The 24,208-nt window shown below is 59.5% G+C and carries 19 protein-coding genes; 4 read left to right on the forward strand and 15 right to left on the reverse strand.

Annotated features, from left to right (window positions below; genetic code table 11):
* Positions 1-4: 4 nt before the first annotated feature.
* Both xylB and P9L99_09070 read left to right on the forward strand, forming a co-directional pair.
* Positions 5-1,522: a xylulokinase gene (gene xylB / locus P9L99_09065; GenBank protein MDP8223497.1), complete on the forward strand. Its 1,518-nt coding sequence runs from the start codon at positions 5-7 to the stop codon at positions 1,520-1,522.
* A gap of 155 nt (positions 1,523-1,677) precedes the next feature.
* A complete protein-coding gene (locus tag P9L99_09070) occupies positions 1,678-2,538 on the forward strand; it encodes a flagellar brake protein (protein ID MDP8223498.1) in 861 nt (286 codons plus the stop codon).
* 275 nt (positions 2,539-2,813) lie between these two features.
* On the opposite strand, the gene P9L99_09075 is transcribed toward P9L99_09070, so the two are convergent.
* The 9 genes from P9L99_09075 to P9L99_09115 form a co-directional block, all read right to left on the reverse strand.
* The gene (locus tag P9L99_09075; protein ID MDP8223499.1) at positions 2,814-4,190 is read right to left on the reverse strand and encodes a C1 family peptidase; all 1,377 of its coding nucleotides are present in this window, start codon (positions 4,188-4,190) and stop codon (positions 2,814-2,816) included.
* Positions 4,191-4,290: 100 nt separating this feature from the next.
* Positions 4,291-4,791: a nitroreductase family protein gene (locus P9L99_09080; GenBank protein MDP8223500.1), complete on the reverse strand. Its 501-nt coding sequence runs from the start codon at positions 4,789-4,791 to the stop codon at positions 4,291-4,293.
* Positions 4,792-5,009: 218 nt separating this feature from the next.
* Positions 5,010-6,041 carry a hypothetical protein gene (locus tag P9L99_09085; GenBank protein MDP8223501.1) on the reverse strand — a complete coding sequence of 344 codons (1,032 nt, stop codon included), beginning with the start codon at positions 6,039-6,041 and terminating at the stop codon, positions 5,010-5,012.
* A 271-nt stretch (positions 6,042-6,312) separates the two neighbouring features.
* Positions 6,313-7,452, reverse strand: coding sequence for an FAD-binding oxidoreductase (locus P9L99_09090; GenBank protein MDP8223502.1), 1,140 nt, complete (start codon positions 7,450-7,452; stop codon positions 6,313-6,315).
* The gene (locus P9L99_09095; protein MDP8223503.1) at positions 7,449-7,727 is read right to left on the reverse strand and encodes a (2Fe-2S)-binding protein; all 279 of its coding nucleotides are present in this window, start codon (positions 7,725-7,727) and stop codon (positions 7,449-7,451) included. Before P9L99_09095 ends, P9L99_09090 begins: the two co-directional genes overlap by 4 nt.
* Before the next feature lie 4 nt (positions 7,728-7,731).
* Entirely contained in the window at positions 7,732-9,183 is a 1,452-nt protein-coding gene (locus P9L99_09100) for a 2Fe-2S iron-sulfur cluster-binding protein (protein ID MDP8223504.1), read from the reverse strand.
* 3 nt (positions 9,184-9,186) lie between these two features.
* On the reverse strand, positions 9,187-10,743 hold the full coding sequence (gene pruA / locus P9L99_09105) for an L-glutamate gamma-semialdehyde dehydrogenase (protein MDP8223505.1): 1,557 nt from the start codon (positions 10,741-10,743) through the stop codon (positions 9,187-9,189).
* 247 nt (positions 10,744-10,990) lie between these two features.
* A complete protein-coding gene (locus P9L99_09110; GenBank protein MDP8223506.1) occupies positions 10,991-11,896 on the reverse strand; it encodes a cation diffusion facilitator family transporter in 906 nt (301 codons plus the stop codon).
* Positions 11,896-12,432: a nucleoside-triphosphatase gene (locus tag P9L99_09115; GenBank protein ID MDP8223507.1), complete on the reverse strand. Its 537-nt coding sequence runs from the start codon at positions 12,430-12,432 to the stop codon at positions 11,896-11,898. The genes P9L99_09110 and P9L99_09115 overlap by 1 nt, the downstream gene beginning before the upstream one ends.
* A 96-nt stretch (positions 12,433-12,528) precedes the next feature.
* On the opposite strand from P9L99_09115, the gene P9L99_09120 reads away from it, so the two are divergent.
* Positions 12,529-13,506, forward strand: a complete 978-nt coding sequence (locus P9L99_09120; protein ID MDP8223508.1) for a radical SAM protein — start codon at positions 12,529-12,531, stop codon at positions 13,504-13,506.
* A gap of 6 nt (positions 13,507-13,512) precedes the next feature.
* Here the strand turns inward: P9L99_09120 and P9L99_09125 are convergent, their stop codons facing one another.
* Entirely contained in the window at positions 13,513-15,039 is a 1,527-nt protein-coding gene (locus P9L99_09125) for a cobalamin-dependent protein (GenBank protein MDP8223509.1), read from the reverse strand.
* A 57-nt stretch (positions 15,040-15,096) separates the two neighbouring features.
* Between P9L99_09125 and hemW the strand changes: the two genes are divergently transcribed.
* A complete protein-coding gene (gene hemW / locus P9L99_09130; GenBank protein ID MDP8223510.1) occupies positions 15,097-16,251 on the forward strand; it encodes a radical SAM family heme chaperone HemW in 1,155 nt (384 codons plus the stop codon).
* Here hemW and lepA read toward each other — a convergent pair.
* From lepA to P9L99_09155, 5 genes are all read right to left on the reverse strand, one after another.
* Positions 16,248-18,044 carry a translation elongation factor 4 gene (gene lepA, locus P9L99_09135; GenBank protein MDP8223511.1) on the reverse strand — a complete coding sequence of 599 codons (1,797 nt, stop codon included), beginning with the start codon at positions 18,042-18,044 and terminating at the stop codon, positions 16,248-16,250. The genes hemW and lepA overlap by 4 nt on opposite strands.
* A gap of 20 nt (positions 18,045-18,064) precedes the next feature.
* Entirely contained in the window at positions 18,065-18,715 is a 651-nt protein-coding gene (locus P9L99_09140) for an SRPBCC family protein (GenBank protein MDP8223512.1), read from the reverse strand.
* A 192-nt stretch (positions 18,716-18,907) separates the two neighbouring features.
* The gene (locus tag P9L99_09145) at positions 18,908-21,502 is read right to left on the reverse strand and encodes a hypothetical protein (GenBank protein MDP8223513.1); all 2,595 of its coding nucleotides are present in this window, start codon (positions 21,500-21,502) and stop codon (positions 18,908-18,910) included.
* A 196-nt stretch (positions 21,503-21,698) separates the two neighbouring features.
* Entirely contained in the window at positions 21,699-22,619 is a 921-nt protein-coding gene (locus P9L99_09150) for a 2-dehydropantoate 2-reductase (protein ID MDP8223514.1), read from the reverse strand.
* Positions 22,619-24,199, reverse strand: a complete 1,581-nt coding sequence (locus tag P9L99_09155; GenBank protein ID MDP8223515.1) for a GDSL-type esterase/lipase family protein — start codon at positions 24,197-24,199, stop codon at positions 22,619-22,621. Before P9L99_09155 ends, P9L99_09150 begins: the two co-directional genes overlap by 1 nt.
* Positions 24,200-24,208 lie beyond the last annotated feature (9 nt).

A 24,208-nucleotide genomic window follows, 5' to 3' on the forward strand; every position in this document is an offset into this window, starting at 1 on the left:
AACCATGGCCTTCCTGCTCGGTATCGACGTAGGCACGAGCGGCGCCAAAGCCTTGATCATGGACGAAAACGGCGCGGTGCAATCCGTTCATACCGAGCACTATCCGCTTTCCACGCCGGAGCCGTTGTGGTCGGAGCAGGATCCGGAGCATTGGTGGGAAGCAACATGCGCGTGTTGTCGCGCTGTGCTTGCCCAAAGTGAAGTCGCGCCCGCAGACATCAGGGCCGTGGGTCTGACCGGCCAGATGCACGGCTTGGTCTTGCTCGACAAGAACGACGAGGTCTTAAGACCCGCCATTCTATGGAACGACCAGCGCACCGAATCCCAGTGTCGCGACATGATTGCGCGGTTCGGGGTCGACGATCTGCTCGACTTGACCGCCAATCCCGTTTTGCCGGGGTTCACCGCGCCGAAAATCCTTTGGGTGCGCGAACAGGAACCCGAGATCTATGAGCGGATCAAACACTTTTTATTGCCTAAGGATTACCTTCGCTTCCGCTTGACCGGCGAATTCGCCACCGAGGTTTCGGACGCTTCAGGAACATCGTTGTTCGATGTGCAAGCGCGCGAATGGTCCGAAACTTTGTTCCACGCGTTGGATATCCCGCTTGCCTGGGCGCCGGTGTGCGCTGAATCCACGTTGCTGACCGGGCAAGTGAGTCGGGAGGCGGCCGCGGCGACCGGCCTGGCGCCGGGAACCGTTGTGGTGGGAGGGGCGGGAGACCAAGCGGCACAGGCCCTCGGTTCGGGTTTGTCTCAAGAAGGCTTGGTGTCGGCCACGCTTGGCACGTCCGGTGTGGTGTTCGCGCCCACGAGCGACCCGTTGATCGACAACGAAGGCCGCCTACACGCCTTCTGTCACGCCAACCCCGGCATGTGGCACGTGATGGGAGTCATGCTCTCGGCAGGAGGCAGCTTGCGCTGGTTCCGCGACGCGCTCGGCGATGAAGAGATGCGGGCGGAAGTAATCGGCGGCAAATCAGGGTACGACCGACTTGCGGAAGAAGCCGCCGGGATCGAAATAGGATCCGAGGGGCTGTATTTTTTGCCCTATTTGATCGGCGAACGCACGCCGCATCCCGACCCCCACGCTCGCGCGTGTTTTATCGGTTTGACCCTACGGCACGGCCGGGCGCACATGGCCCGCGCGGTGTTCGAAGGCGTTACTTTTGGAATGCGGGATTCCTTGGAATTGATTCGGGATTTGGGAATCGAACCGGCCCAGATTCGCGTCTCGGGCGGCGGTGCGAAATCGGCGTTTTGGCGGCAAATGTTGGCCGACGTCTTTTCGACCGAGATCGCCCAAGTCAATGTGACCGAAGGAGCCGCTTTTGGCGCCGCTCTTTTGGCCGGTGTCGGCGCGGGCATTTACAGCGACGTTGACTCCGCTTGCGACCTGATCGTGCGCGTAGTCGATACCCTATCGCCCGACTTAGAGCGTGCCGCCCGCTATGAGGACCACTACGAACGCTTTGGGAAACTTTATCCGGCGCTGCAATCACACTTCCGAAAACGCTACTAACGGGAAAATAACAGAAATAGAATCATTTGCGTCGTGAAAGAACAGGGAAAACATCGAGAGGTCAATTCCCAGTTCACACGGCAAGTTAGGGCTTCTCCGCTGTAGTTATTTTGATGATCAATCGGCGCGCGAAGAGATAAGTATTACGAAATGTATTGATTTTTTCCCTAATAAAAACTAAAAAAGGACCGAGTTCCTTATATGAGGCCGTGTGCAAACTATCGGCGGTGAGATCGGAATATACCGCGAACGATGACGCATCGGATGTTTATTCGCTCCGAATTTCTTCGATAACCACAGGTAGACACGGTTTGTTATCTATTGTAATCGCTCAAGGAGTGTCGCAATGGTTGCCAACACCGAAAAAACTCAATAAAAATGCAAAGAAAGATGCACTGACTCATATCAAACCCCAGTTCCAGGTTGATTTGCCGATTTTCGTTGAATTCGAGCGATCCGGCGAAAGGCAGAAAGCGAAGTCGCAAATCATCGGTTGGCGGGATAATACATTCCTGATCATCAATACACCTGAAGTGGACGGCCGTAAAGTGATGCACCAGACGAAAAACAATATGGTCATCCGCTATTTGCACGAAGGATCGGTGTACGGTTTCGTCTCGGAATTACTGGGGGTTCACCGCAGTCAGCCGGCGGATCTCTGGTTCCTGGAATTCCCGGAAATGGCCGAGGCGAAAAACCTCCGCCGCAGCCGGCGGGTTAGAACCTATCTCGACGCCGAGGTTTCCGATGGCGGCAAATGCAAAATTCTCAATCTATCCAGCCTCGGCGCGTTGGTGATGGCGGATCGCGGCGCCCCGGTCGGCAGCGAAATCGCCCTTACTTTCCGTTTGCCCAACAACACGGAAATACAACAGTTGCGAGCGATTGTCCGCCGTTTGGAAACGGTGAACGGCGGCATCGCCATGGGGCTGGAATTTCACGCGGAAGAAACAAAAAAACACGAAGTGATTGAAGAATACGTCAGTGCGTACTTATCGATCCATCAGGACATTTAGACCGCGCGACGCCCTTTTCAAACGGTGAGTTCAGTCTACTTTCGGGGTAGTTGGTTCCGCAGCCGCGGCGCAGTTGATCTGCCGATGGCAGCCTAAGCCACAGCGCCACATCTTCTCGCGGGCGTGGGAAAACGCCGCACTCAGCAAAAATCTCTGCCAAGTCGCTCGTACCGACGTTACCTACTGGTCGCTACAGTGGTAAGCAACACCCGGCTTCGCCGTCGTCACGGGGCTTCGCGATGTCGATCGCGTCGTCTGCTGTCGAGCCGGTCGGACTATTTTCCGCAGCCGCTGTCGTCATTATCGTCGTCATCATCATCGTCGGCCGGTGCGTCCGTGTCGTCGTCGTCGTCGCCAATATCCGTATCGTCATCCATCGTCGAGTCGTCGTCATCCGTCGGGGTACCAGCCACCTGGAAACCGATGGTGACCTCGTTGCTGACCAGACCGCACAAGTCGCTCACGTAGATCGCCAGGGTGTGCTCGCCTGAGGCGAACGGGCCGGGGAGCATGAGCGTGAAGGGTTCGTCACGGGCGGCCTCGCTGGTGCCGACCAACTCGCGCATCGGCTCAGCGAAGCGCAGAGCATCTTCGTCGTCGATCGCGTAGAACAGCTCGCCACCGCGCAGATTGGCTTCCCCGTCGGCGTAGGTGAAGCTGATTTCGAGGTCGGCGTCTTCAGGCAATTCGCCCACGGCGTTTAGGATCGCCAAGCCGTCGATGGCGGGGGCGGTATCGGCGCCGCAGAGGGTTTCGTAATCGACCTGGACGTCGACGGACTGGTAACTGAAGCGCAACATGCCGGTTTGCCAACGCAGGCGGGCGTAGCCCTCTTCGCCCCACTCTGTGCCCCAACTGTTTTTGATGATCCAATACTGTTCATCTTTGTCGTAACCGATCAGCGCCACGCCGTGCCCGCCGAGGATCTTGCCGGTGACGTGCTCGTAGATGCCGCCGGTGTAGTCCTGGAAGTCTTCATACACTTGCATGCCGGCGATAATGGGGCCGTCCTGCAGTGCGGCGATGATCTGCTCCTCGTTCGGCCACATGAAGAAACGATAGTCGGTGGTCTGAAAGCTGCGGGCGTCCCAATCGGCGCAGGTATCCTGGCAGGAGGGCCGTTCGCCGGCGAAATCGCAGTTATAGGGCATGCAGGTTTCATCGGGCGCGCCGGAGTTTTTCAAATAAATCATCGGGTGAAAGAGGGTGTAGGGGAGGGGCCCCTCGCATGAATAGACGTGCTGTTCGGAGAGGTCGGGTTCGACGAAGGCATTCCCCACGGCGATTTTGATCAGCGACTCGAAGGCGGCGATCGAGGAAAAAGTCGCGCAGGTGCCGCAGGGGTGCTGATCCTTGATCGGCGTCATGAAATTTTCGCCGTCTATATTGCGCCAGTCCAAATGCGCGGGCATGTCTTTAGGAATTTCGATTTCGTTGATGTAGGACATCGGAGCGGGCGGATCACCGAATTCCCAACTGCAATACTCGGCGAATTCATCGGCCGATAAGTGCGAAAGCGAAGTGTAACCGGCGGTCCATTCGGCGCCGGCTTCGGTGATGGCTTTCTGTACGTCTTGGACATCCGCGGCCGCGGATACCGACGCAAAACCGAGTAACAAAACGAACATGAGAGAGAGCGTGACTTGTTTCATGATAAATCTCCAGCGTGGGTCCTTAGGCCTGCGGACAGCGCATAATAGCGGAATGTGGTTTGTTTCTCAATCATCCGGCGCAAGCGGCACTACCTGTCGATCACCATTGGTCTTGGTGAATCCGATCCTCGCGGTAGTAGTCGGCGGGGCCTTTGCTTTCGGCGGGATGCCCCACCGGCACCAACGCGAAAGGAATCACGGTGTCGGGCAGGCGCAAGAGTTTTTTCAGCCCCGCGACCCGGTCCTCGCGAGGGTGTACGCCCAGCCAAACGGCGCCAAGACCGAGGTCGGTGACCGCCAGCAAGAGGTTTTGCGTCGCGGCGGCGCAGTCTTGTTCCCACATGCCTGCATGGCTCACGAGCGACATGTCGGCGCATACGGCGATAGCCACCGGTGCTTCCACGACCATTCTCGAGTAGGGGTGAACATCCGGCACGCCGTTCTTGATGTCCGGATCGCGCAGCACGACAAAATGCCACGGCTGCTGATTGCCGGCCGACGGCGCCGCCATCGCGGCTTTAAGAATGGCGGTGACTTGTTCGTCGCTCACGGGCTCGGAAGTATACCGGCGGATGCTGCGGCGCTTGAAGATCGTTTCCATATCGTCCGCTCCAATGGGAAGGTTGCGGCTTCAGTGTACAAACAGGCGGGTGAGAAAGTCCATCCTTGGCGGACTGGTGCACATGTCGTCGCAGGCTGGAAGGGAAAGAAGGGCGAGAAGTAGAAGAAAAACGGCGAAACACAAAATCATTCGTTCCATGCCGAACTTCGCGATACCCCCGAATCAACATAGCAGTTTTGCCGCGCGACTTCCAGGTTTCAATACGCGTCGGCGGCGACGAGGAAGCCGGTGGGGTATTCGCCTTCAGGAAATTCCATCAGTCGGGTGATTTCCATGCCGGTGATGAGGTAGAGCACCCAGTCGCCTTCCTCCCGGACGATCCCCAAACCGCTGCCGCCGGGCGCGAAAGTTAACCAGCGAAAACACGGCCAATCCGTTTCGATGAGTTTAGCGTAGCCTTCGAGGACGACAACGCCGTATCCGAAACCGCCCATTCGATAACCGCTGTAGGCCGTGTGTTCATCATCGATACGGACGAGAAACGTCGGGTACCGAGTGTCGATCGTTCCCTCGATTCTGTCGTCAATCCTACAAGTGCCGTTTTGGCAATGCGTCAACTGCCACCAATCCATATCCGCGGTTTGCAGCGTCAACGCATAAGCGACTTCCTCCGATTGCAGCACGAAGCTCGCGTGCCCGGGAAACAAGCTGACGTCGGTAAGCAGGGGCTGGTACGCCGACTCAGTTTGGATGCCGAGGTTTTTTCGGAAACCATTTAGCAGGCCTACACCACAGGCGCCGGATTCAAGGCAATTGTAAAGGGCGCAATCGGTACAAGTCGGTTTCCAATCTACGTTATCCCAAAAAAGCACCGTTCTGGTCGGTGAGCAACTTATCGCAGCGCCACTAAAACCGAACAATTCGACTTTGAGGAAGTTGAATCCGGTATCGTCGCCGGCGCACGGGGGTTCAGGCGCTACAATTCCCCATTTATTTCCAGAGTAGGAAAACAGGTAGTACATATCAGTCGCCCACGCATGATTCACCGTCGCGTCACCGAAGAAAAAGGGTGAGGAATCCGGCGCCGACACCGGCACGGCTTGGCCGTCGGCGATTTGCCACAAACTACCCCACTCATTTTCCGCCGATCGAGAAGTCGCAACCCAGCCCACAATCGGCTTCGGATCATCCGGCCAGGTGCCCGCCGGGGACGCGTCGTCGCTGTCGTCATCATCCGCCGGCGTGTCGTTGTCGTCGTTATCGTCGTCGCAGGCCAAACCCGCGATCATGAGAAGTGCAAGAACTAAAACGATGAGACTTCGAAACACAAAACGGTTTTTTTAATTGCAGACATCACAAGCCTCCGGTTGCGCGTAGGCAGACCACGTAAAAACCGCTCGAGGTAAAAACATGTCGAGCATCACGATTATCAAAGGCGAAAACTCGGAACGCAGACAAATATAGTGTAAAACGCCTACACGGATACCATTCGTAAAGAACTAATCCATATATACTCCGGTGTTTGGCTGGTCGCAAGGAGACAGGGGAACGGGCGATTCCTCAGCCGATGATCATCTGCTCGACTTCCAGGCCGCCGTGCGCGAAGCGGTCCAGATTGTAGGCGGTCAAATCCTCGCGCAATTCACTGCCGTCCAGGTGCGCGGCGATCATTTCCGACATCGCCGGGGCGAACATGAAGCCGTGTCCCATCAGGCCGTGGTACTGGTAGAAATTCTCGGGCTCGGTTACATAGCCGATGATCGGGCTGGTATCGGGCGTGATGTCGTAAAAACCGGCCCACTGGCGCAGCACTTTCACGCCGCTGAGGCGCGGCATGAGGTCAATCATCAGCCGGCTGACTTTGCGCATGAACGCGAACGAGGTGTCGTAATTTTCGGCGGGCGCTTTATCGAGGCCCAAGCAAGCATAGAGTTCGCCGCGCATGGTCTGCGTCACGTATATGCCACTGTTCATCGGCACCAGGTTCGGCCCCATGAACGAGTGCAGCGCTTCGGTGACAATCGCCTCGTGCTTCTCCGGATAATTGGGCATCTCCACGCCACACATGCGGCCGATTTGCGGTGCCCACGCGGCGGCGCAATTGACGACCAGGTCGGCGGGAAACTCGCCCCGGTTGGTCTCGACGACGGTAATTTTCCGGTTTGCGACACGCAGCCCGAGCGCTTCGTGGAAAGGCAGGACGCGGACGCCCAATTGCCGACAAACTTTCGTGTAACCCCAGACCATGGCGAAGGGGAAACAGACGCCGTCCTTTTTGTGGAAGCAGCCCAGGACGATCCCGTCGGTGTTGATGCCCGGCACGCGGCGTTTGACCTCGCTGGGCGACCACAGTTTGGTCATCACGCCGTTTTCGTGTTGCAGGCCCACGCTCTTTTCGAACTGCTCGGCCTGCTGGTCGCTGTAGGCGAGGAAAAGGTAACCGCGTTGCTGGAACCAGTTGTTGAAGCCCGTGTCCTGCGGAAAGCTGACGAACAAATCCAGGTTACGCTTCATGATGCGGATGTTGTCGGCCGTCGACCATTGCGCCCGCACGCCGCCGCCGCAGCGCGCCGAGGCCCCCGCGTTGAGGTGGTCGCGCTCGAGCACCGTGATGTTATCCCAACCGAGCTTGGCTAGATTCCAGGCGAGCGACAAGCCGACGATGCCGCCCCCGATAATGACCGTGCGCGGGCCGCTCACGAGGGGTCTCCTTCCATCTCACCCGCGAACGCGCCCAACGGCACCCAGGCTAGTGGCGTGCGGCTGACCATGGGTTTGATTTCCTCGCGCGGCACGTCCGCCTCGGCAAGAATGCGGGCGACGTGGGCCAGGCAGGTTTTCCCCTGACACGGGCCGGTGCCGATGGCCAGATAGCGTTTGAGTGATTCGATGTCGCGCAGACCGTGTTCGATGGCCTCTTGCACGTCGGCGAGCGTGACGTCTTCGCAACGGCAGATGATGGTTTTTCGCGGCATGGCATTAGCTCCCGAGTAGCGCGTCGAGTCGAGCTTGCAGGGCGTCGGTGCGCTGGAGGTCGAGGACCGCGGTGATCCCGGCGATACGGCCGCGGCGAATCACTTCATCGGGCGACGCGGCGCCGAGCATTTCGCCGGTGATCAATACGTGTTCTTGCGACGTGCGCCCGCAGGAATCGGCCCGCGCGACGAAACCGCCGCGTTCGGGGTCGTATTCCGCTTCGGCTCCGGCTTGGGCGGCGAGTTCCCAACTAGGGGCCGGGGTCGTGGCGACGCAAACGGCATCGCAGCGCGCCCGCACCGCTGCGCCGTCGCTGTTTTCGGTTTTCAGACCGCGCAAGCGTTTCAAGCCTATGGCGGCGGTCGGCTTCGTGTTTAGAAAAACCGGCACGCCGCGGCTTTGCACCAACTCGGCCCGGTCGCCGTCGCCACGGATCGCGTCGCCCGCTTCGATCAGGCCGACGACTTGAATGCCCGCCTCGGGTAACGTTTCAGCGAGCGCCAAGGCGGTGTCGTTGGTGCCGATGATGGCGACCGATTCGGCCGCGCGTACGCCCCAGCGGTGCACCAGCTTGAGCATGCCGCGCGCCGAGAAGATGCCCGGTAAATCGTTACCGGCGAACAGCGCGGGTTGGTCGTAGGCACCCGTGGCGACGATGGTTCGCTGCGCTTCGGCGAGTATCGACGCGCCCTGGCGGTGGATGCCCCAGAAGCCTTCATGAAAGAAGCCGATGCACTCGGCGTCGGTCGTGACTTCCACTCCGGCCTCGGCCAATCGCGTGCGATTTTCGGCGATCCACGCGGCGCCGGTTTCCCGGTCGTCGACGGCATTGGGCCAACCCACCAAGTGGCCGCCGAGTTCAGGCGCATCTTCCACGAGCCAGACCTTGGCGCCACCCGCGGCCGCTTCTAAAGCCGCGGCGATACCGGCCGGCCCGCCGCCGATAACCAGGACGTCCACTTCATGTCGGCTGATGGGCGGTGTTTCGGCTATGTCGGTGGGCAGGTCGCCGGTGCCGGCGAATTGCTGCACGGCGGTTTGGAGGGCTTGGTTGACCCAGCGCGGCTTCGTGAACATCTCGTGATAGTTCATGTGACTCGGAAAGGCGAAATCGAAGGTGCGCAGCAGGTCGGTCGAGGCTCCCGGCAGGCTGTTTTCCCGCACGACGGTCATGCCGTCTCGGCAACGCACGTGGCAGGTGCGCACATTGGGTACGCCGTCGACCCGCGCCAGGCAACTCATGCACCGACCGCTGAGGCAGAAGGCACCGCGCGGCCGATGGTACTTGAGCGAGCGCGAGGCGACGCGCACGTTGTTGGCGAGCAGCGCGACGGCGACCGATTCCTTGCTGAAAGCGCGTAAATCATGTCCTTCAAAGCGCAAGGTCACGGGCTGCCCGCGGTCGAACTCGCCCTCACGGAAATCGTATCGCCGCCGATCCCGGATTGTTTCCATTGACTAGAAACGCTCCGTGAAGCTCTTGGCTTGCAGGAACAGCAGCAAGTAATCCGAGCCGCCGGCTTTGGAATCGGTGCCGCTCATGTTGAAGCCGCCGAAGGGCTGCAAGTTGACCAGGGCGCCGGTGATTTTGCGATTCACGTACAAGTTACCGACGTGAAGTTCGCGCCGGACGCGTTCGATGCGCTCGCGCGAGGTGGAGCACAAGCCGCCGGTAAGCCCGTATTCGGTGGCATTGGCCACGCGCAGCGCCTCTTCGAAATCCTTGACTTTGATCATCGCCAGCAGCGGCGCGAAGATCTCTTCCTGATCGATGCGCGAGCCGGGTTTGACGTTATCAACCAGCGTCGGTTCGCAGAAATAGCCGCCGTCGATGTTGATTTTGTTGCCGCCGATGACAATCCGCGCCTGGCGCTTGGCGATCCGCACGTACTGCTGCCATTTCTTCAGCGATGCCGGGTTGATGACCGGACCCATGAAGTTGCGTTCGTCGGTGACGGGCCCGACGGTGATGCCGCCGATCAGCTTGACGACTTTTTTCTTGAATTTTTCGTAGACCTGCTGCACGACGATCACGCGGCTGCAGGCGGAGCATTTTTGGCCTTGGAAGCCAAAGGCGCTGGCCACCGCGCTGACCGCGGCGTGATCCAAGTCGGCGGTTTCGTCGACGATCAAGGTATTTTTGCCGCCCATTTCGGCGATTAGGCGCTTGATCCATTTCTGGCCGGGCGCCATTTTGGCTGCTTTTTCGCTGATCCCCAGGCCGACTGCCCGCGAGCCGGTGAAACAGATCATCCGCACTTTCGGGTTCGTAACCAGCTCCTCGCCGCAGGTCGGTCCGGGGCCGGGGACAAAATTGAGCACGCCGCGGGGAATGCCGGCGGCAAAGAGGAGTTGCGCGACCTTGTAGCCGATCAACGGCGCGTCGGAGGCGGGTTTCAGGCACACCGTGTTGCCGGCCACGAGGGCGGCGGTGGTCATGCCCGCCAGGATCGCGTTCGGGAAATTCCAGGGCGGAATGACGCTGATGACGCCCAGTGGGATGTAGAAGGTTTCGTTGCGTTCGTTGGGGTAATGTCCGACCGGTTGTCCCTTGTCGTAGCGAACAGCCTCGCGGGCGTAAAACTCGAAGAAGTCGATCGCCTCGGCGGTGTCGGCGTCGGCCTCGACCCAATTTTTCCCGACTTCCAGCACCATCGTGGCGTTGATCTCATACCGGTGTAGGCGCATCAGCTCGGCGGCGCGAATGAGGATTTCCGCTCGACGCTGCGCCGGTTCGGCGGCCCAATCGGCGAAGGCCTTCTCGGCGGCGTTGATCGCCTGCTGAGCTTCTTTTTTGCCCGCCTTGTAGAACGTACCCAACACTTGTTTGGGTTTGGCGGGATTGACCGTGGTGAACGTTTCCTTCGTTTTAACTTTTCGCCCGCCGATGATGAGCGGTATGATTTTTTGCTGCTCGGCCTCCGCAGCCACGCGAAGCAGTGCCGCTTCCATCTCGTTTTTGTTGGCGGAATCGGAGAAGTCGATCAGGGATTCGTTCTTGAACGGTCCAAACATGTTGTGATCTCCTTTCGGTTCTTAAATCAAAAACGGCAAGCTATTTGCTTGCCGTTAGTTGTTTCTCCTTGGCACCGCGGCGGGCGTGGGAGGGAGTCAAAATGGCACGGTCGAATAGGCATGGTGAACCTTCGAAAACGCCAATTAATCGGGTTAGGACCACGCGCATCCTAACGCTGAGTCGGGGCCGGCGCAACCCATTTCCCGGCGTCCGTTGCGGCGCGTATCGACGTCGAAAAGTCGCGTTTTACTCGCCTTCAACTTCCAGGTAGCAGTGGGCGACGATCGGTAAGCGAGCCCGCACGGCGGCCTCGGCGTCGTCGAGGAGTTGCTCAATTTGGTCCGTCTCGAGACCATCGGCAAGATGCAGTTGCGCTGCCACCAGCACGCGCCGCGGTCCAAGGTGCATCGTCTTCAGATCCATTACTTCGACGACGTTTTCCGTCTGGCGCAACGCGGCCAGAATTGCCTCGCGATCTTCAACCAGCACCGATTCGCCCACGAGCAGGCTTTTCGTTTCGATGGATAGCACCGCGGCCACACAGGCCAAGAGTAGGCCGATGGCAATACTGGCCGCGCCGTCGAGTTGGGGAATGCCGAGGAAATGCGAGCCGAGCAAGCCCAACAGGGCAAGAACCAAGCCCAGCAGCGCCGCAGAATCTTCCAGGAATACGGTGATGGTCACCGGTTCCTTCGAGGCCCGCACGTACTGCCAAAAGCTACGGCCCCGCAAGTCACGGCTAATGGCGTTGGCGGCAAGAAGGAACGACGCGCCTTCAAAAACGATGCCCGCGAGGCACACTCCCACGCCCCAGCCGATCGACTCCAACTCGTGAGGGTGAATAACTTTCTCGACACCTTGCCAGACGCTGACCACCGAGCCGACGACAAACATCGTGATCGCCACGACAAATGCCCAGAAGTAGTTTTCTTTGCCGTAACCGAAAGGGTGGGCGGCATCGGCGGGTTTCTGGGCACGTTTGAGCCCGACGAGCAGCAAGACCTGGTTGCCTGTATCGGCCAGGCTGTGCAGGGCCTCGGCGAACATGGCGGTCGAACGCGTCACCGCGGCGGCGAAAAATTTGCTGATCATGATCGCAAAATTGGCGGCCAACGCGGCGTATATTATTTTCTTATTACCGCCCGGCTTCACTATTTGTTCTCGTTTTGAAGCGCGTCGAGGAAGCGCGGCGCGAGTCGTTCAAGCAGTTCGTCGCGGTATTCGGGCACGACGGGAATGACTTCAAAATCGTGGCCGAGGCGCAATTGCACGAGAGCGGCGTCGATCAGTTCCTCGCGAATCACCAGCAGCGAATGCCGGGCGCGGCTGATCGTATGCAGAACAGGGAAGAAGCCCTGCCGGCGCATTTCCAACGGCCCGATTTCGTCCACGGCCAGCAGATCGTGTTTCATCGCGTTGCCGATGGCGCGGATCCCGGCGAAAATTCCCTCGTAGCTGAAAACGAAATTACCTTGCTTGGGTCCCGGCCCCTGGCGTGCGGTACTGGCTAGCAACGTGGACTCGCCGCCATCGAGATTGTGGACCATCAACGTGCGCTCCTCGGCGTGCATGATCGTTTCGGTCCAGACACCGCCGACCGAATGTCCTTCTTTCTTGACCGCCTCGGTGATGCGGCGGCACATCGTGCTTTTGCCGACCTGGCGTTTTCCGGTCAGAATGACGTGCATGCTTGGCTCCTGCGGTATCGCTGAACGATAACCGATTTGCCCCCCGCTTCAAAGACCGGCCTTTGCATCAACGCCGCTTTGTGGCACAAGAACGGGGTGGAAACTCACAAAAAATACGGTGTCGAAAAACGCGGGCAGGTCGTAGCGCCCGGTCGACTCTCGCGCCGCCTTCGTCCGCTCGTGGTCGCGCTGCGCCGCCGCATTCCGGACCGGTGGATGCGCGACTACGTATATGGCCCGCTTTCGTCGCAGGCCCGCCGCCGCTACGAACAGAATTGGCGCTTCCTGTTGCCGGCGACCGTGAGCATCGAAACCCGCACGATTTGCAACGGGCGATGCAGCTTCTGCGCCGCGAGCGTGGATAACCGCACCCGCGCCGACGCCGCGATGTCCGTCGAGGTGTTTGAAAAAATCATCGACGATCTCACGCGCGTCAACTATGCCGGGCGCGTGGCGTTTTTCGTCAACAACGAACCGCTACTCGATAAGGGGCTTGAACAGAAGGTCGCCCACGCCCGCCGCTTGCTGCCGCGCGCGTTTTTGCAGGTTTCCACCAACGGCCTGGTGCTGACTCCCGACCGCGCCCACGCGTTGTTTGAAGCCGGCCTGGATGACTTAACCGTCAACGATTACACCGAACAGCAATCGGTGCGGGACAACATTGAAGCCACGTTCGCGGCGCTGACGCCCGAGGAGCGTCGCAAGTTCATCGTGTACGTGCGCGAGCAGGAAGCGGAGCTTTTCAACCGCGCCGGCTCGGCGCCCAACAAGGAAGCCGCGCCCCAACCGATGCGGGCTTTTTGCCAGATGCCCTTCACGCAGATCAACATCGTGCACGACGGCACGGTGTCGTTGTGCTGCCAAGATCTGAATGTGCAGGAGCCGGTCGGTAATGCCTTTGAAGACGGCGTGTGGAGCGTTTGGTTCTCTGAGCGCTACCACGAGATTCGCCGGAAGCTGCTGGCCAAAGACCGGCACGCCACCGATCTTTGCACGGTGTGCGATTACCGCGGCTTCAAAACCCTCACCGGTCCGCTGCGTCCGCTCAATCGCCTTTTCAATGTATTGAAGTAGAGCCCGTCAAAGCGACGCGGGCGAGCGCACGTTCAGCCAACGCCGCACCATGTTCCAGGTCAGTTCCCGGCTCTTGATCATCAGCACGGCGCGCCAGCCGAGTTTGGCGAAACCCAACAGATCCGACAGCCAAATGAGCGGCCGCGGATTCCGGCGCAGCCGTTCGCTATTCGACCAGCGGCGGATCCACGCCTTGGGTACGATACGCTTGCTGGTTAGGTGGTACAGCGCAATCCAAAATTGCTCTTCGACGGGTCGGTCGGCGCCCAGATCGACGCGGAATTGCCGCAGCACTTTATTGTCGGCGCCTTCCACGTCGTTTTCGGTGATGATGCCCTCGGCGACCAGTTCCTCGGTTAGCCGCGCCCCGGGCCAGTAGGACATGGAGAACGTGTACAAATCGAAAGGGCGGGGAATCGCCAGCAGCAGATCGAGCAGCGCGCGGCGATCGTCGCGGACCGTCTTGGGCGTATCGAGGATAATCTGGTAGCCGCCGGTTACGCCGTGACGATGAAGAATCTGCGCCACCTCGCGCACCGTTTCGTCTTTTTGATGGCGGTTGAAAAGCTTGCGATTCAATCCTTCGGCGGCTTGAATTCCCAGCAGTACGTTATCCAAACCGGCGTCGACCAGGACGCGGATGTCGTCGTCCTTGATCACGCGCGGGTCGGAGAGGATGTCGAAAGGAAAGTCGAATTCAGCCTTGTAACGCCGGGCGAACTCGCGAATCCACTCTGGGTCGACGGGAAACAGTTCGTCGTCGAAACGAATACGGCGCATGTTGTGAAACACGCGCACGGCATAGCGCAACTCGGCGAGGATGTTGTCGACCGAGCGAACGCGAAAGAACTTCCCCTTGCCCCGGTATACGCGCCGCAACACGTTGACGTCGCAATACGAGCAATTGAAGATGCAACCACGCGTGCTGAGTGTCAGGTAGATCGACTCGCCCACCAGCGGGTCGCCGCGCGACACACGCCGACCTTCGATCCAATACTTGAAGTCGTGGCTGTGGTAGTCGCGGAAGGGGAAACGGTCGAGGTTTTGTTCCAGCGGGCGCACGTCGTTACGGATGATACGGTCGCCGCGCCGCGTCCAGATGTTGGCAATGTTCTCCGGCGAACGGCCGTCGGCCAACGCCTGCGCCAACTCCACGATCGCGTCTTCGGACTCGCCGATGGAAAGGTAGTCCGCAAAACCGACCACCTGCTCCGGAGCAAACGAAACGTGCGGCCCACCCCATATAACCGGTACGCCGAAGCGTTCCTTGACCAGGTTCGTCAGGTCTCTGGCTACAGCCAGGTAGGCCCCGGCGCGCACCGAGAAACCGACGAGGTCGACGTGCAGGGTGGTCAACAATTCGATGAAGTTATCGATCTCGCGGGGCGTCGGCTCGTCGAAGTGATGGTGCCGGTAATCTTTGAAATAGATTTCGTAGACCGTGAAACCAGCGTTACGCAACATCGCGGCAAGAAACCGCACGCCGTTGTTTTCGATCACGTATAAAGATACGAGGGCGATTCTAATTGACATCTACTCGGCCGCTGTTACGTTGCCCAACATGATGGCGAGCTTAGCACAGAAGTGAGCATGGAAAAAAACAACACCGGCATCTACTTGCACATTCCTTTTTGCACTACCAAATGCGGGTATTGCAGCTTCAACTCCGTTCCACTGCCCGGTGAGGCCACCCTCGGCCGATACCTGCGCGCCCTGGCGGCGGAGATCGACTCGCGCGCCCGTGAATTGGCCCACTTCGGACCCGAGACGATTTACTTCGGCGGCGGCACGCCGTCGCTGGTCGCGCCGGCCGATATCGAAGGCATGATTCGTCGCGTTACTTCGCTTTGCGCGGCGGGCAGGGTGCGTGAAGTAACGCTGGAAGCGAATCCCGTTTCACTCGACGAACACAACCTGGCGGCGTTTCGGGCGGCCGGGGTGGATCGCCTGAGCATCGGCGTGCAGACTTTCCGCCCGCGCGTGCTGGAATTTCTCGAATGCAGCGTTCGAGAGGGGCACGCCGTGCGCGCCTATCAGACGGCCCGTGAGCTTGGCTTTGAGAACATCGGGCTGGATTTGATCGTCGGCTTGCCCGAACCCTACGACACCGTTTATCGCGACGACCTCGAAACGCTTTTGCAGCTTCGTCCGGAGCATGTGTCGGCCTATTTGCTGTCGCTGGAAAGCGACGCCGCGATGTACCGCCGCCTCGCGGCAGGTGAGTTCGCGTTGCCCGACGGCGATCGCCAGGCGGAAGTGTTTTTGGACGTGAGCGAAGCGCTCGCCGCCGCCGGTTACGAACACTATGAGGTGTCGAACTTCGCACGGCCCGGTTTTGCAGCGCGGCACAACAGCCGATATTGGACCGGCGAGCCTTATCACGGTTTCGGAGCGGGCGCGCACTCGCTCGTCCAGCGCGACGGCCGCTGGATTCGCTACGCCAACCTGGGCCTTCCGGCCGACTACATGGAAGCCGTCGAAGATGGCAAGTCGCCGCTGGCGTTTCAAGAAACCTTGACCGCCGGGATGATGGTTCGAGAGCGGATGATGCTGCAATTGCGGACCGCGGCGGGTTTGGCCCCCGCCGACTTTCCGGACATCGCCTCGGACATCATGGCGAACCTGTCATCGTACGTGAGCGATGGTTTGTTTAGTTGGGATGGCGAGCGTTTTCGCCCCACGCCGGCGGGCATGCTGCTGGCTGACGGCATTGCGAAACAACTTTGGGATCTCGTGGCAGATTAGTCGTCGCCCGCCTTGAGCACGGACAAAAAGGCTCGTTGCGGAATGATGACGTTGCCGACTTGCATCATGCGCTTCTTGCCCTTCTTTTGCTTTTCGAGCAGCTTGCGCTTGCGGGAGACGTCGCCGCCGTAACACTTGGCGGTCACGTCCTTGCGCAGGGCGCCGATCGTTTCGCGCGAGATGATTTGCCCGCCGATACGTCCCTGGATGGGGATCTTGAATTGCTGGCGGGGAATTTCGTCGGTCAGGCGTTTGCAGATCTGCCGGGCCCGCTCGACGGCGCGTTCTTCGTGAATAAGCACCGAGAGCGCGTCGACCGATTCTTTATTGACGAGAATTTCCAGCTTCACCACGCGGGTTTCGCGGTGCTCGATGAATTCGTAGTCGAAGGAAGCGTACCCGCGCGAGACGGATTTCAGCTTGTCGTAGAAGTCGTAGACGATTTCCGCTAACGGTAGTTCGAAAGTCAGCTCGACGCGCTTCTTGTCGAGGTAATCCATTTTTTTCTGAATGCCGCGACGGCCGATGCACAGCGAGATGACAACGCCGAGGTATTCATCCGGCAAGATGAAATGAGCGCGAACGAAGGGCTCCTTAACGATTTCGACCTGCATCGGGTCGGGGAAGTACACCGGGTTGTCGACGATGATTTCCTCGCCGGTCCTTAACGTCACGAGGTATTGCACCGAGGGCGCGGTGAGAATGACCGACTGGTCGAACTCGCGCTCGAGGCGTTCCTGGACAATCTCCAGGTGTAGCAGGCCGAGGAAGCCGCAACGGAAACCTTGCCCGAGGATGATCGACGTATCTTTCTGATACGTCAGGGAGGCGTCGTTGAGCTTCAGGCGTTCCATGGCGTCGGCCAGGTCGCGGTAGTCATCGGTGCTGACCGGGTAGATGGACGAGAACACGACCGGCTGAACTTCCTTGAAGCCCGGCAGGGGTTCCGGGCACGGGTTTTTCTTCGTCGTGATCGTGTCGCCGATGGCGATTTCGCTGACGCTTTTCACGCCGCTGATGATGTAACCGACTTCCCCGGCGACGAGTTGCTTTTCGGGCTGCAACTTCAGTTGCATGAAGCCGACTTCTTCCACTTCATGCACCGCGCCGCCGTGGTGGAAGCGGATTTCGTCGCCCTTCGCCAAGCGGCCGTTGTACACCCGCACGAATACGAGCACGCCGCGATAAGGGTTGTACGCCGCGTCGAAAATCAAGGCTTGCAGGGGCGCGGTCTCGTCGCCCTGTGGGGGCGGAATGCGATGGGCGATCGCTTCGAGCACCTCGTCGACGCCCTGGCCGGTCTTGGCCGAACAAAGCAGCGCTTCGTCGGGATCGAGGCCGAGTTCGCGATCGATTTCTTCCTGCACCGCTTCGATGTCGGCCTGGGGGAGGTCGATTTTGTTGATGACCGGAATGATCTCCAGGTCATGTTCGAGGGCCAGGTACATGTTGGCCAGGGTTTGCGCCTCGACGCCTTGGCTGGCGTCGATGAGCAGCAGCGCGCCCTCGCAGGCGGCCAAGGCGCGGGATACTTCGTAGGAAAAATCGACGTGGCCGGGAGTGTCGATGAGGTTGAGGTGCATCTCCTGGCCGTCCTTGGTGACGTAGGGCAGGGTGACGGCCTGGCTCTTGATGGTGATGCCGCGTTCGCGCTCGATATCCATCGAGTCGAGCATTTGTTCGCGGCGTTCCCGCTCAGCGATCTGCAGGGTGCGTTCGAGCAAGCGATCGGCCAAGGTCGATTTGCCATGGTCGATGTGAGCGATGATGCAAAAATTGCGAATGTGTTGCACAGACCGTCCTTATCGGGCTATTACTTTTTCCCCGGCCGCACCCAGGTGCCGCCGGATTCCACCCGGTTTTTGGTGCACTCGATGACCTCGGGCAGGTCGTCTTTGGCCATGGAGTTGACGATTTTCGTCGCCACTCTCGAGAAGGGGCCGAGATCCAGCGCGACTTCAACTTGGTATTCCGCCAGCAGGACGCCGGGTTCGATTTCCTCGAGTTGCCAGTAACCGCCGTTTTTCTTGAAGAACTTGTGCGGGCGGTTCATGTCGAGTTTCCAGTCCATCCGCGTCTTGTCCGCGGTGACCGTGCCGATCGTTGTGTAGGTCAAGGTTTTGATCGTGGCGTCCATTTTGAACTCGATGGTCGCCAGCGAATATTTGTTGCGCTCGACAACTTTGATGCCTTCCAAGCGCGGATAAAAATCGGTGTAATTTTCGTGATCAAAAATCACTTTCCAAAAATCGTCAATCGTGCCGCGAATCACTCCGTAAGCGACGCCCACACCGCTCTCTGAATTTTCTTTAATGTCGTTTTTCACGATCACTTTTCCGGCTTTCACCGCCGCCAATTCCTCGGGCGTGAGCTTGGAAGTGACAGGCCCTGCCCAGGCAACGGTCGTCATGGCTACGAAAAAAACAACGGTGGCTAACATGATGAGACGAATCGAAAAGCGCATATTCATTTCCTCCTTGAATCGAAGCCAAACAAGTCTTGTTGGTATAGGGCGCGCCGCCGCTGCGGTCAACCCGGCGGCAGCCGGCGCGATTCGATTCACGCGTGTCCATATGGGGTTCTTAGGACCCCCAAGCAATGAATAAGCCCGGCCGGAGAGCACCCAGCCGGGCTTGTCGAAGGTTGTCGGAGTCGGCTATTTGCTCTCGCCCTGCCAAGCGAATATGAAGTCGAGATCTTCGTCGGCATCAACGGCGAAATGGTTGACATATTCGCCGTGTTGGAACTGGTCGAAGAACAACAAATGGGCTTCGCCCGGTAGCGCGTAGAGGCCGTACCAGCCGTCGGCCATCACCAACGCATCGATCGAGACATATAGCGAGGTCTGCGCTTTGCCGTCGCCGTACCCCACGTCCAGGATTTCGTTGGACACGGTCACATTGCCGCCGGCGCTGGGTGTGACGCGATCGGGTTGGTACACCCGCCCGGTGATTTCGTACATTTCGAGATCGTAATCGTGACCGACGCCCGGCGCGAGGTCGACGCCCAGTTCGGTCACCTCGAAGAATGTGAAGTTGAACACGCCGATGATCGCCTCTATCTCGACGTCTAGTTGGTAGGTTTCACCGGCCTTGACCGGCACGACGAAGCTCCCGTCGTCTTCTCCCCAGGCGAAATACTCGATACCTTCCGAATCGGTCAGGTAGATGTCCAGGAACACGAACGAAACGGGGAAATACGAGGCGGGCGCCTCTCCGTTGATCGTGATCGTGCCGGAGAAGACGACCGGCGTTTCGGTAAAGTGGAAGTTGAGCTCTTGCTCGTCGTCGGTCACGACAACGTCGTGCATCACTTCCGGCACGTGGTCATCGACGTTGACGGGGTTGAACGTGAAGTCGTAGGTACCTTCCGGCAACCACAGAGAATACTCACCCATTTCGTCGGTGTTTTGATAGGCGCGAATGGCCTCGCCCTTGGCGCCGAACGCGCCCATCTCAGCCTCAACCTTCACGTCCTCCATCGGCAGATCATCAAGGTCGGTGACGATGCCGGTCACCTCGACGAGAGGCAAATTGACGTGCCAGTCACCGGCGCCGGTGACTTGGATGCTGAAGCCGTCATTGAAGTAACGCGTGTACTGGCTGCCTGCGTAGGCCGGACCGGTGATATCCATCGTGGCGTTGTAAGTAAACGAACCGGTCGGCAGATCGATCGTGACTTCGTAGTCTTGATCGGCGTGCCCCGTATAAGTGTTGCCGGCATAGGACATCGCGGCGTCCATACGCATGTAGTAACCCCAGCGATGCTCGATGCCGGTTCCCACATCGGTCAGGCTCAAGTCGATGGTATCCACGACTTGCGTAAACTGGAAGTTTTTGGTGAGCGGAGCGCTGACGGCCACGCCTGTTTCACTCGTTTGGGGCAAGCCGCCGCCCGCAGCCGGTTTCCAAAGGAAGATGTAGTTGTCGTAGGTGGGCACGAATAGCGAGTAGGTGCTGGTCGCGCCGTCGGTGCGCCATTCGGCCGAGAATTCCAGATGCGTCGGATCCTCGCTTGCCGTCTCCGGCATGGAAACGATCACCTCGCAATCGCCGACGGGCCCGCTGCCGGGATCGGTGATCTCGCCGCTGACGGTGTGGAAGGTCAGTTCGATATCCTGCACGATGGGCGTATCCGCAACCACGATGTCTTCGGCCACGTACGAATCGCGGAAAGACCAGGAATAGTCGTTTTCGTTTTCGTCGGAATGCCAGACATCGACGCGCATTTCCACGTTGTAAGTACCGGCGGGCACGTAGGGAATACGATAGGCGCTATCGACGTCGAGCAGGCCGTAGTAGGTCCGATCGTCGGCTTGATTCCAGAAAATCACGTAGACATCGACTTGATCGAAATCGCCGAACAGATCGAAAAACGACGAACCGTTGGCGGTGCAGTTACCGCCGGCATGCACGCCGGGCGGTTCGTGGTAATCGATATCGCAGACGTTCGTCGTTTCGTTGCAGACTTCCCCCTCGCCGCACGGGTCGCCCGTGTGGTCGCATTCGTCGCCATCTTCATCGCACGATTCGTCGCCGTCACAGAACTCGCCATTGTCGGGACAAGGGTTGCCCACATGTTGGCTGCACGAGCCGGACGAGCAAGTGTCGTCGCCGTTACAAAACACGGAATCATCGCAGGTTGCCCCGTCGTTGAAGGACCATCCGAAGGGGTTTTCGTCGGGGTCGCAAATCAGGCAGACGTTATCCGGGTGTGTATTTCCGCCCGGGATGGTTTGTCCGCCGATGTCGCAATCGGTGGGCGGCGCGGTGTCGTCGTCATTGTCATCGTCATCGTCGTCGTCATCGTCGTCATCGTCGTCATTATCGTCGTCGTCGCCGCCGGTTTCGTCGCACGCGTCGGTTTCTTCGTTGCAGACTTGCTCGGTCGAGCACGGATCGCCGGCGTGTTGCTGGCAGGCCCCCGCCTGACACGTATCCGCGCCGTTACAAAAGGCGCCGTCGTCACAGGAGACGCCGTCATAAAAGGACCAAGAGCTTTGGCTGACGCTTGTGTCGCAAATAAGACACGGGTTGTTTGGATGCGCCTGTTGGTCGTTGTACAATTCTCCGTCGATCACGCACATATTCGGCGGCATCGTGTCGTCATCGTTGTCGTCGTCATCTCCGGCCGACGAATCATCATCGTCGGCGCGCGCGCTGTCGTCGTCATCGCCGCTGCAGGAGATCGACGTAACAGCCAGGACGATAACCAATACGAAGAAAAGGAACGACCAGGATAAACGAAACATCATTTGACTCCTTTTGGCGCTTGGAGGGCATGCGGTAAAAACTCTGCAGCGCCTTTTTTCCTTAAGGGCAACATACTTCCAATTGAAACGGCTTCGGTCGGTTGCAAAATCGAGTCGCGCAAAACGTCAAGACGACGAAGGCCGCCTCATGTCATGATGATAAAATCCGTTTCGTTGAGACCGGCCTGCCACCGCGTTAGTCTATTGTCAATGCTTCCCGAGCGCGAATCAAACGCGCCAGCATGTCGTTGACCGGGGTCGGAACGTCGTGACACTTTCCCAATTCAACTACAGCACCACAGATCGCGTCAATCTCGGTGCGACGCCCGCGCGACAGGTCGCTGGTCATGCTGCCGAAGTTCGCAGCCGTGTCGGCCACCACCTGCCAGGATTTTTCGATCACGCGGGCCAGTTCGAGGGACACGCCTTCGGCCCGAGCCACCGCCACGGTTTCGGCCACTGCGGCTTCCATGAGCGGCGCCAGGTCCGGCAAATCAGCCAGGCGGCCGTTGGGTACGTTCAGCAAGGCGGCGAGCGGATTGATCGCCACGTTGACGCACAGCTTGGCCCACAGCAACGGACCCACGTCAGCCGCGGCGCGCGTATCGATGCGGGCGGTGTGAAAGGCGTCAGCGACTTCCAACACGCCGGGCGAAGTTTTGTCGGCTACCGCCCCGATCGTTGTGTCACCCTCGCCGGCATGGCGGCAAAGCCCCGGCTCGACAAGCGTGGCGCCCATGGTCGTCGATCCGGCGAGCAGGCGGTCTTTTCCGAGCCGGGCCGCGATTGTTTCGATGTTACCGATGCCGTTTTGCAGCGACAGGATCCAGTGAGCCCGCGTGAACAGTTTGTGGTGCTCGTCCACCGCCGCCGCCGTGTCGTAAGCCTTAACGCAAAGCATCACCAGATCGGCCGCCGGCACGCGGGAACCTTTTTCCTGAATGGATACCTCGACCCGGTAGTCGCCGCGCACGCCCTCCAAACGCAGTCCGTTGTGGCGAATGGCTCGCACGGTTTCCGGTTGGCGCTCGATCAACGTGACGTCATGGCCGCCGTGAGCCAGCAACCCCGCAAACAGCGAGCCTACCGCGCCGGCGCCGACGATGGCTACGCGCATCACATCGGCCCGCGCGGAATGTCCGGCAGCGGCGGCCGGCGGTCGGGTTGGAAGCGAAGCAACGGGTCGTAATGCACCGAGAGCTCGCTCGCGGTGGCGGCATCGTGCTCGCGCATGGCCAAGCCGACATGCTGCACGAGACCGGTGACCAGCGAGCGGAAGAAGCCGTCGCCGAGTACATCGGCGCCGCGGCGGTTGGGATGGGTCATGTCGCCGGCGCACAGCCGCGGCCGTGTCCGATACCAACGCGCCATTGCTCCGTGACCACCCATCGCTTCGTACGTGTCGTAAAACGCGCAACCGGCCTTAAGAGCCGCGCTGCGTTGACGCGCCACCAGTTTCGGGATGATCGGCTTGGTGGTCAGACCGTTGGGCCCGCGGTCGGCCCGGTCGGGCGGCGCCATGACGAGGCATGAAGCCTGCGGCACGGCAGCGCGCACGGTTTGCAGCACGCGCAGGTAGTCGTTTTCCACGGTAGGCAACGGGCGCCCGACATCTTCGGATTCATTGGTCCCGAAGTTGAGGATCACGAGGTGAGGATTGCGCAGGCGCAATTGCTCGGCCCAAATCTGGGGATTGATGCGCTCCAGCGTACGCATCCGGCCACCGTTGATGCCCAAGGTGTCGTAGACCACGCCGGGCGTGTCGCGCTCAAGTACGACGCCGAACAGTCGGACCTTGCCGTCGCCGACGCATTGCACGCGGAATTTGTGCGGACCGTCGGAGGCCGTCACTTTGTGAACGCGGCTTTTCCGGGTGGTTCCGGCGGTCTTGACGGTACTGTGCGCAACGCCGTCGACCAACACTTGAAACGAACCGCCGTTCGGCTGCTGCAGATAATGAACTTCGAAATGCCCGGCGCGCCGGCCGAAGACACCCTTACGGCTCGTGCCAAAGTTGATGTATTGCTGTGGCCCGGTGCCGTCGAAAGCGTAAGCGCCCAGTCCGTAATACCCGCCGCGTGTTTTGGGCTTCATAATGCCGTCGACGAACCACGAACTACTCGTCCGGAACGAGACATCCCAGTGCTGGTACCAGGGCCAGGGCTTGCCCACGAGCATGTATCCGTGTCCGGCGTCGCCGAACTGGGCTTGCAGGCGGCGGCGGGCCTGACCGGTGACGAAATCGACCACGACCAGCGAGTCACCGTAGTGAAGTATTCGGGTTATCGCTCCTTTTTCCCCGCGTGCCGTGGCGGCCAAGGCTTCATAAAAGGACTGCATGGCCAAGCCGGAGGGGTCTTCGATGCGCCGCACGTCGCCCAGGAGGTCTTTCGCCTTCAAATCGATGCCGAGGGACGATGCGGCCGCGCCGATGTTGATGGGAGCGGCGCTGTTGGCGGAAATAACTTCGGCAATGGCGTCGGGTTCGGGGTTTTGGTCGATCACTGCGGCGCTGGTGGAGTACCACGATATGCCTTGGCTGGGTTGAAAGCGCAGCGACGCGAATAGATCGCGCGGGTCGCTATGGGAGAAAAACAGAGCAATTACGCAAAAGATGAGGAACCAGAGAATCGTCTCGGCCGTTTTGCCGGTCAAGCCTCCGGAGTTTTCCACTACTTTGCTTTTGTCTTTGCTCACGCCGCGCCC

The organism is Candidatus Lernaella stagnicola, from assembly GCA_030765525.1.
Taxonomy (GTDB): Bacteria; Lernaellota; Lernaellaia; order Lernaellales; family Lernaellaceae; genus Lernaella; species Lernaella stagnicola.

What these genes read in the sequence shown, in the direction of transcription:
- P9L99_09145 (MDP8223513.1), bottom strand. Translation starts at nt 21,502, where the DNA reads ATGTTTCGTTTATCCTGGTCGTTCCTTTTCTTCGTATTGGTTATCGTC.
- hemW (MDP8223510.1), top strand. Translation starts at nt 15,097, where the DNA reads ATGGAAAAAAACAACACCGGCATCTACTTGCACATTCCTTTTTGCACT.
- P9L99_09085 (MDP8223501.1), bottom strand. Translation starts at nt 6,041, where the DNA reads ATGATCGCGGGTTTGGCCTGCGACGACGATAACGACGACAACGACACG.
- P9L99_09115 (MDP8223507.1), bottom strand. Translation starts at nt 12,432, where the DNA reads ATGCACGTCATTCTGACCGGAAAACGCCAGGTCGGCAAAAGCACGATG.
- P9L99_09100 (MDP8223504.1), bottom strand. Translation starts at nt 9,183, where the DNA reads ATGGAAACAATCCGGGATCGGCGGCGATACGATTTCCGTGAGGGCGAG.
- P9L99_09125 (MDP8223509.1), bottom strand. Translation starts at nt 15,039, where the DNA reads ATGTCAATTAGAATCGCCCTCGTATCTTTATACGTGATCGAAAACAAC.
- P9L99_09140 (MDP8223512.1), bottom strand. Translation starts at nt 18,715, where the DNA reads ATGCGCTTTTCGATTCGTCTCATCATGTTAGCCACCGTTGTTTTTTTC.
- P9L99_09095 (MDP8223503.1), bottom strand. Translation starts at nt 7,727, where the DNA reads ATGCCGCGAAAAACCATCATCTGCCGTTGCGAAGACGTCACGCTCGCC.
- xylB (MDP8223497.1), top strand. Translation starts at nt 5, where the DNA reads ATGGCCTTCCTGCTCGGTATCGACGTAGGCACGAGCGGCGCCAAAGCC.
- P9L99_09075 (MDP8223499.1), bottom strand. Translation starts at nt 4,190, where the DNA reads ATGAAACAAGTCACGCTCTCTCTCATGTTCGTTTTGTTACTCGGTTTT.
- P9L99_09080 (MDP8223500.1), bottom strand. Translation starts at nt 4,791, where the DNA reads ATGGAAACGATCTTCAAGCGCCGCAGCATCCGCCGGTATACTTCCGAG.
- P9L99_09150 (MDP8223514.1), bottom strand. Translation starts at nt 22,619, where the DNA reads ATGCGCGTAGCCATCGTCGGCGCCGGCGCGGTAGGCTCGCTGTTTGCG.
- pruA (MDP8223505.1), bottom strand. Translation starts at nt 10,743, where the DNA reads ATGTTTGGACCGTTCAAGAACGAATCCCTGATCGACTTCTCCGATTCC.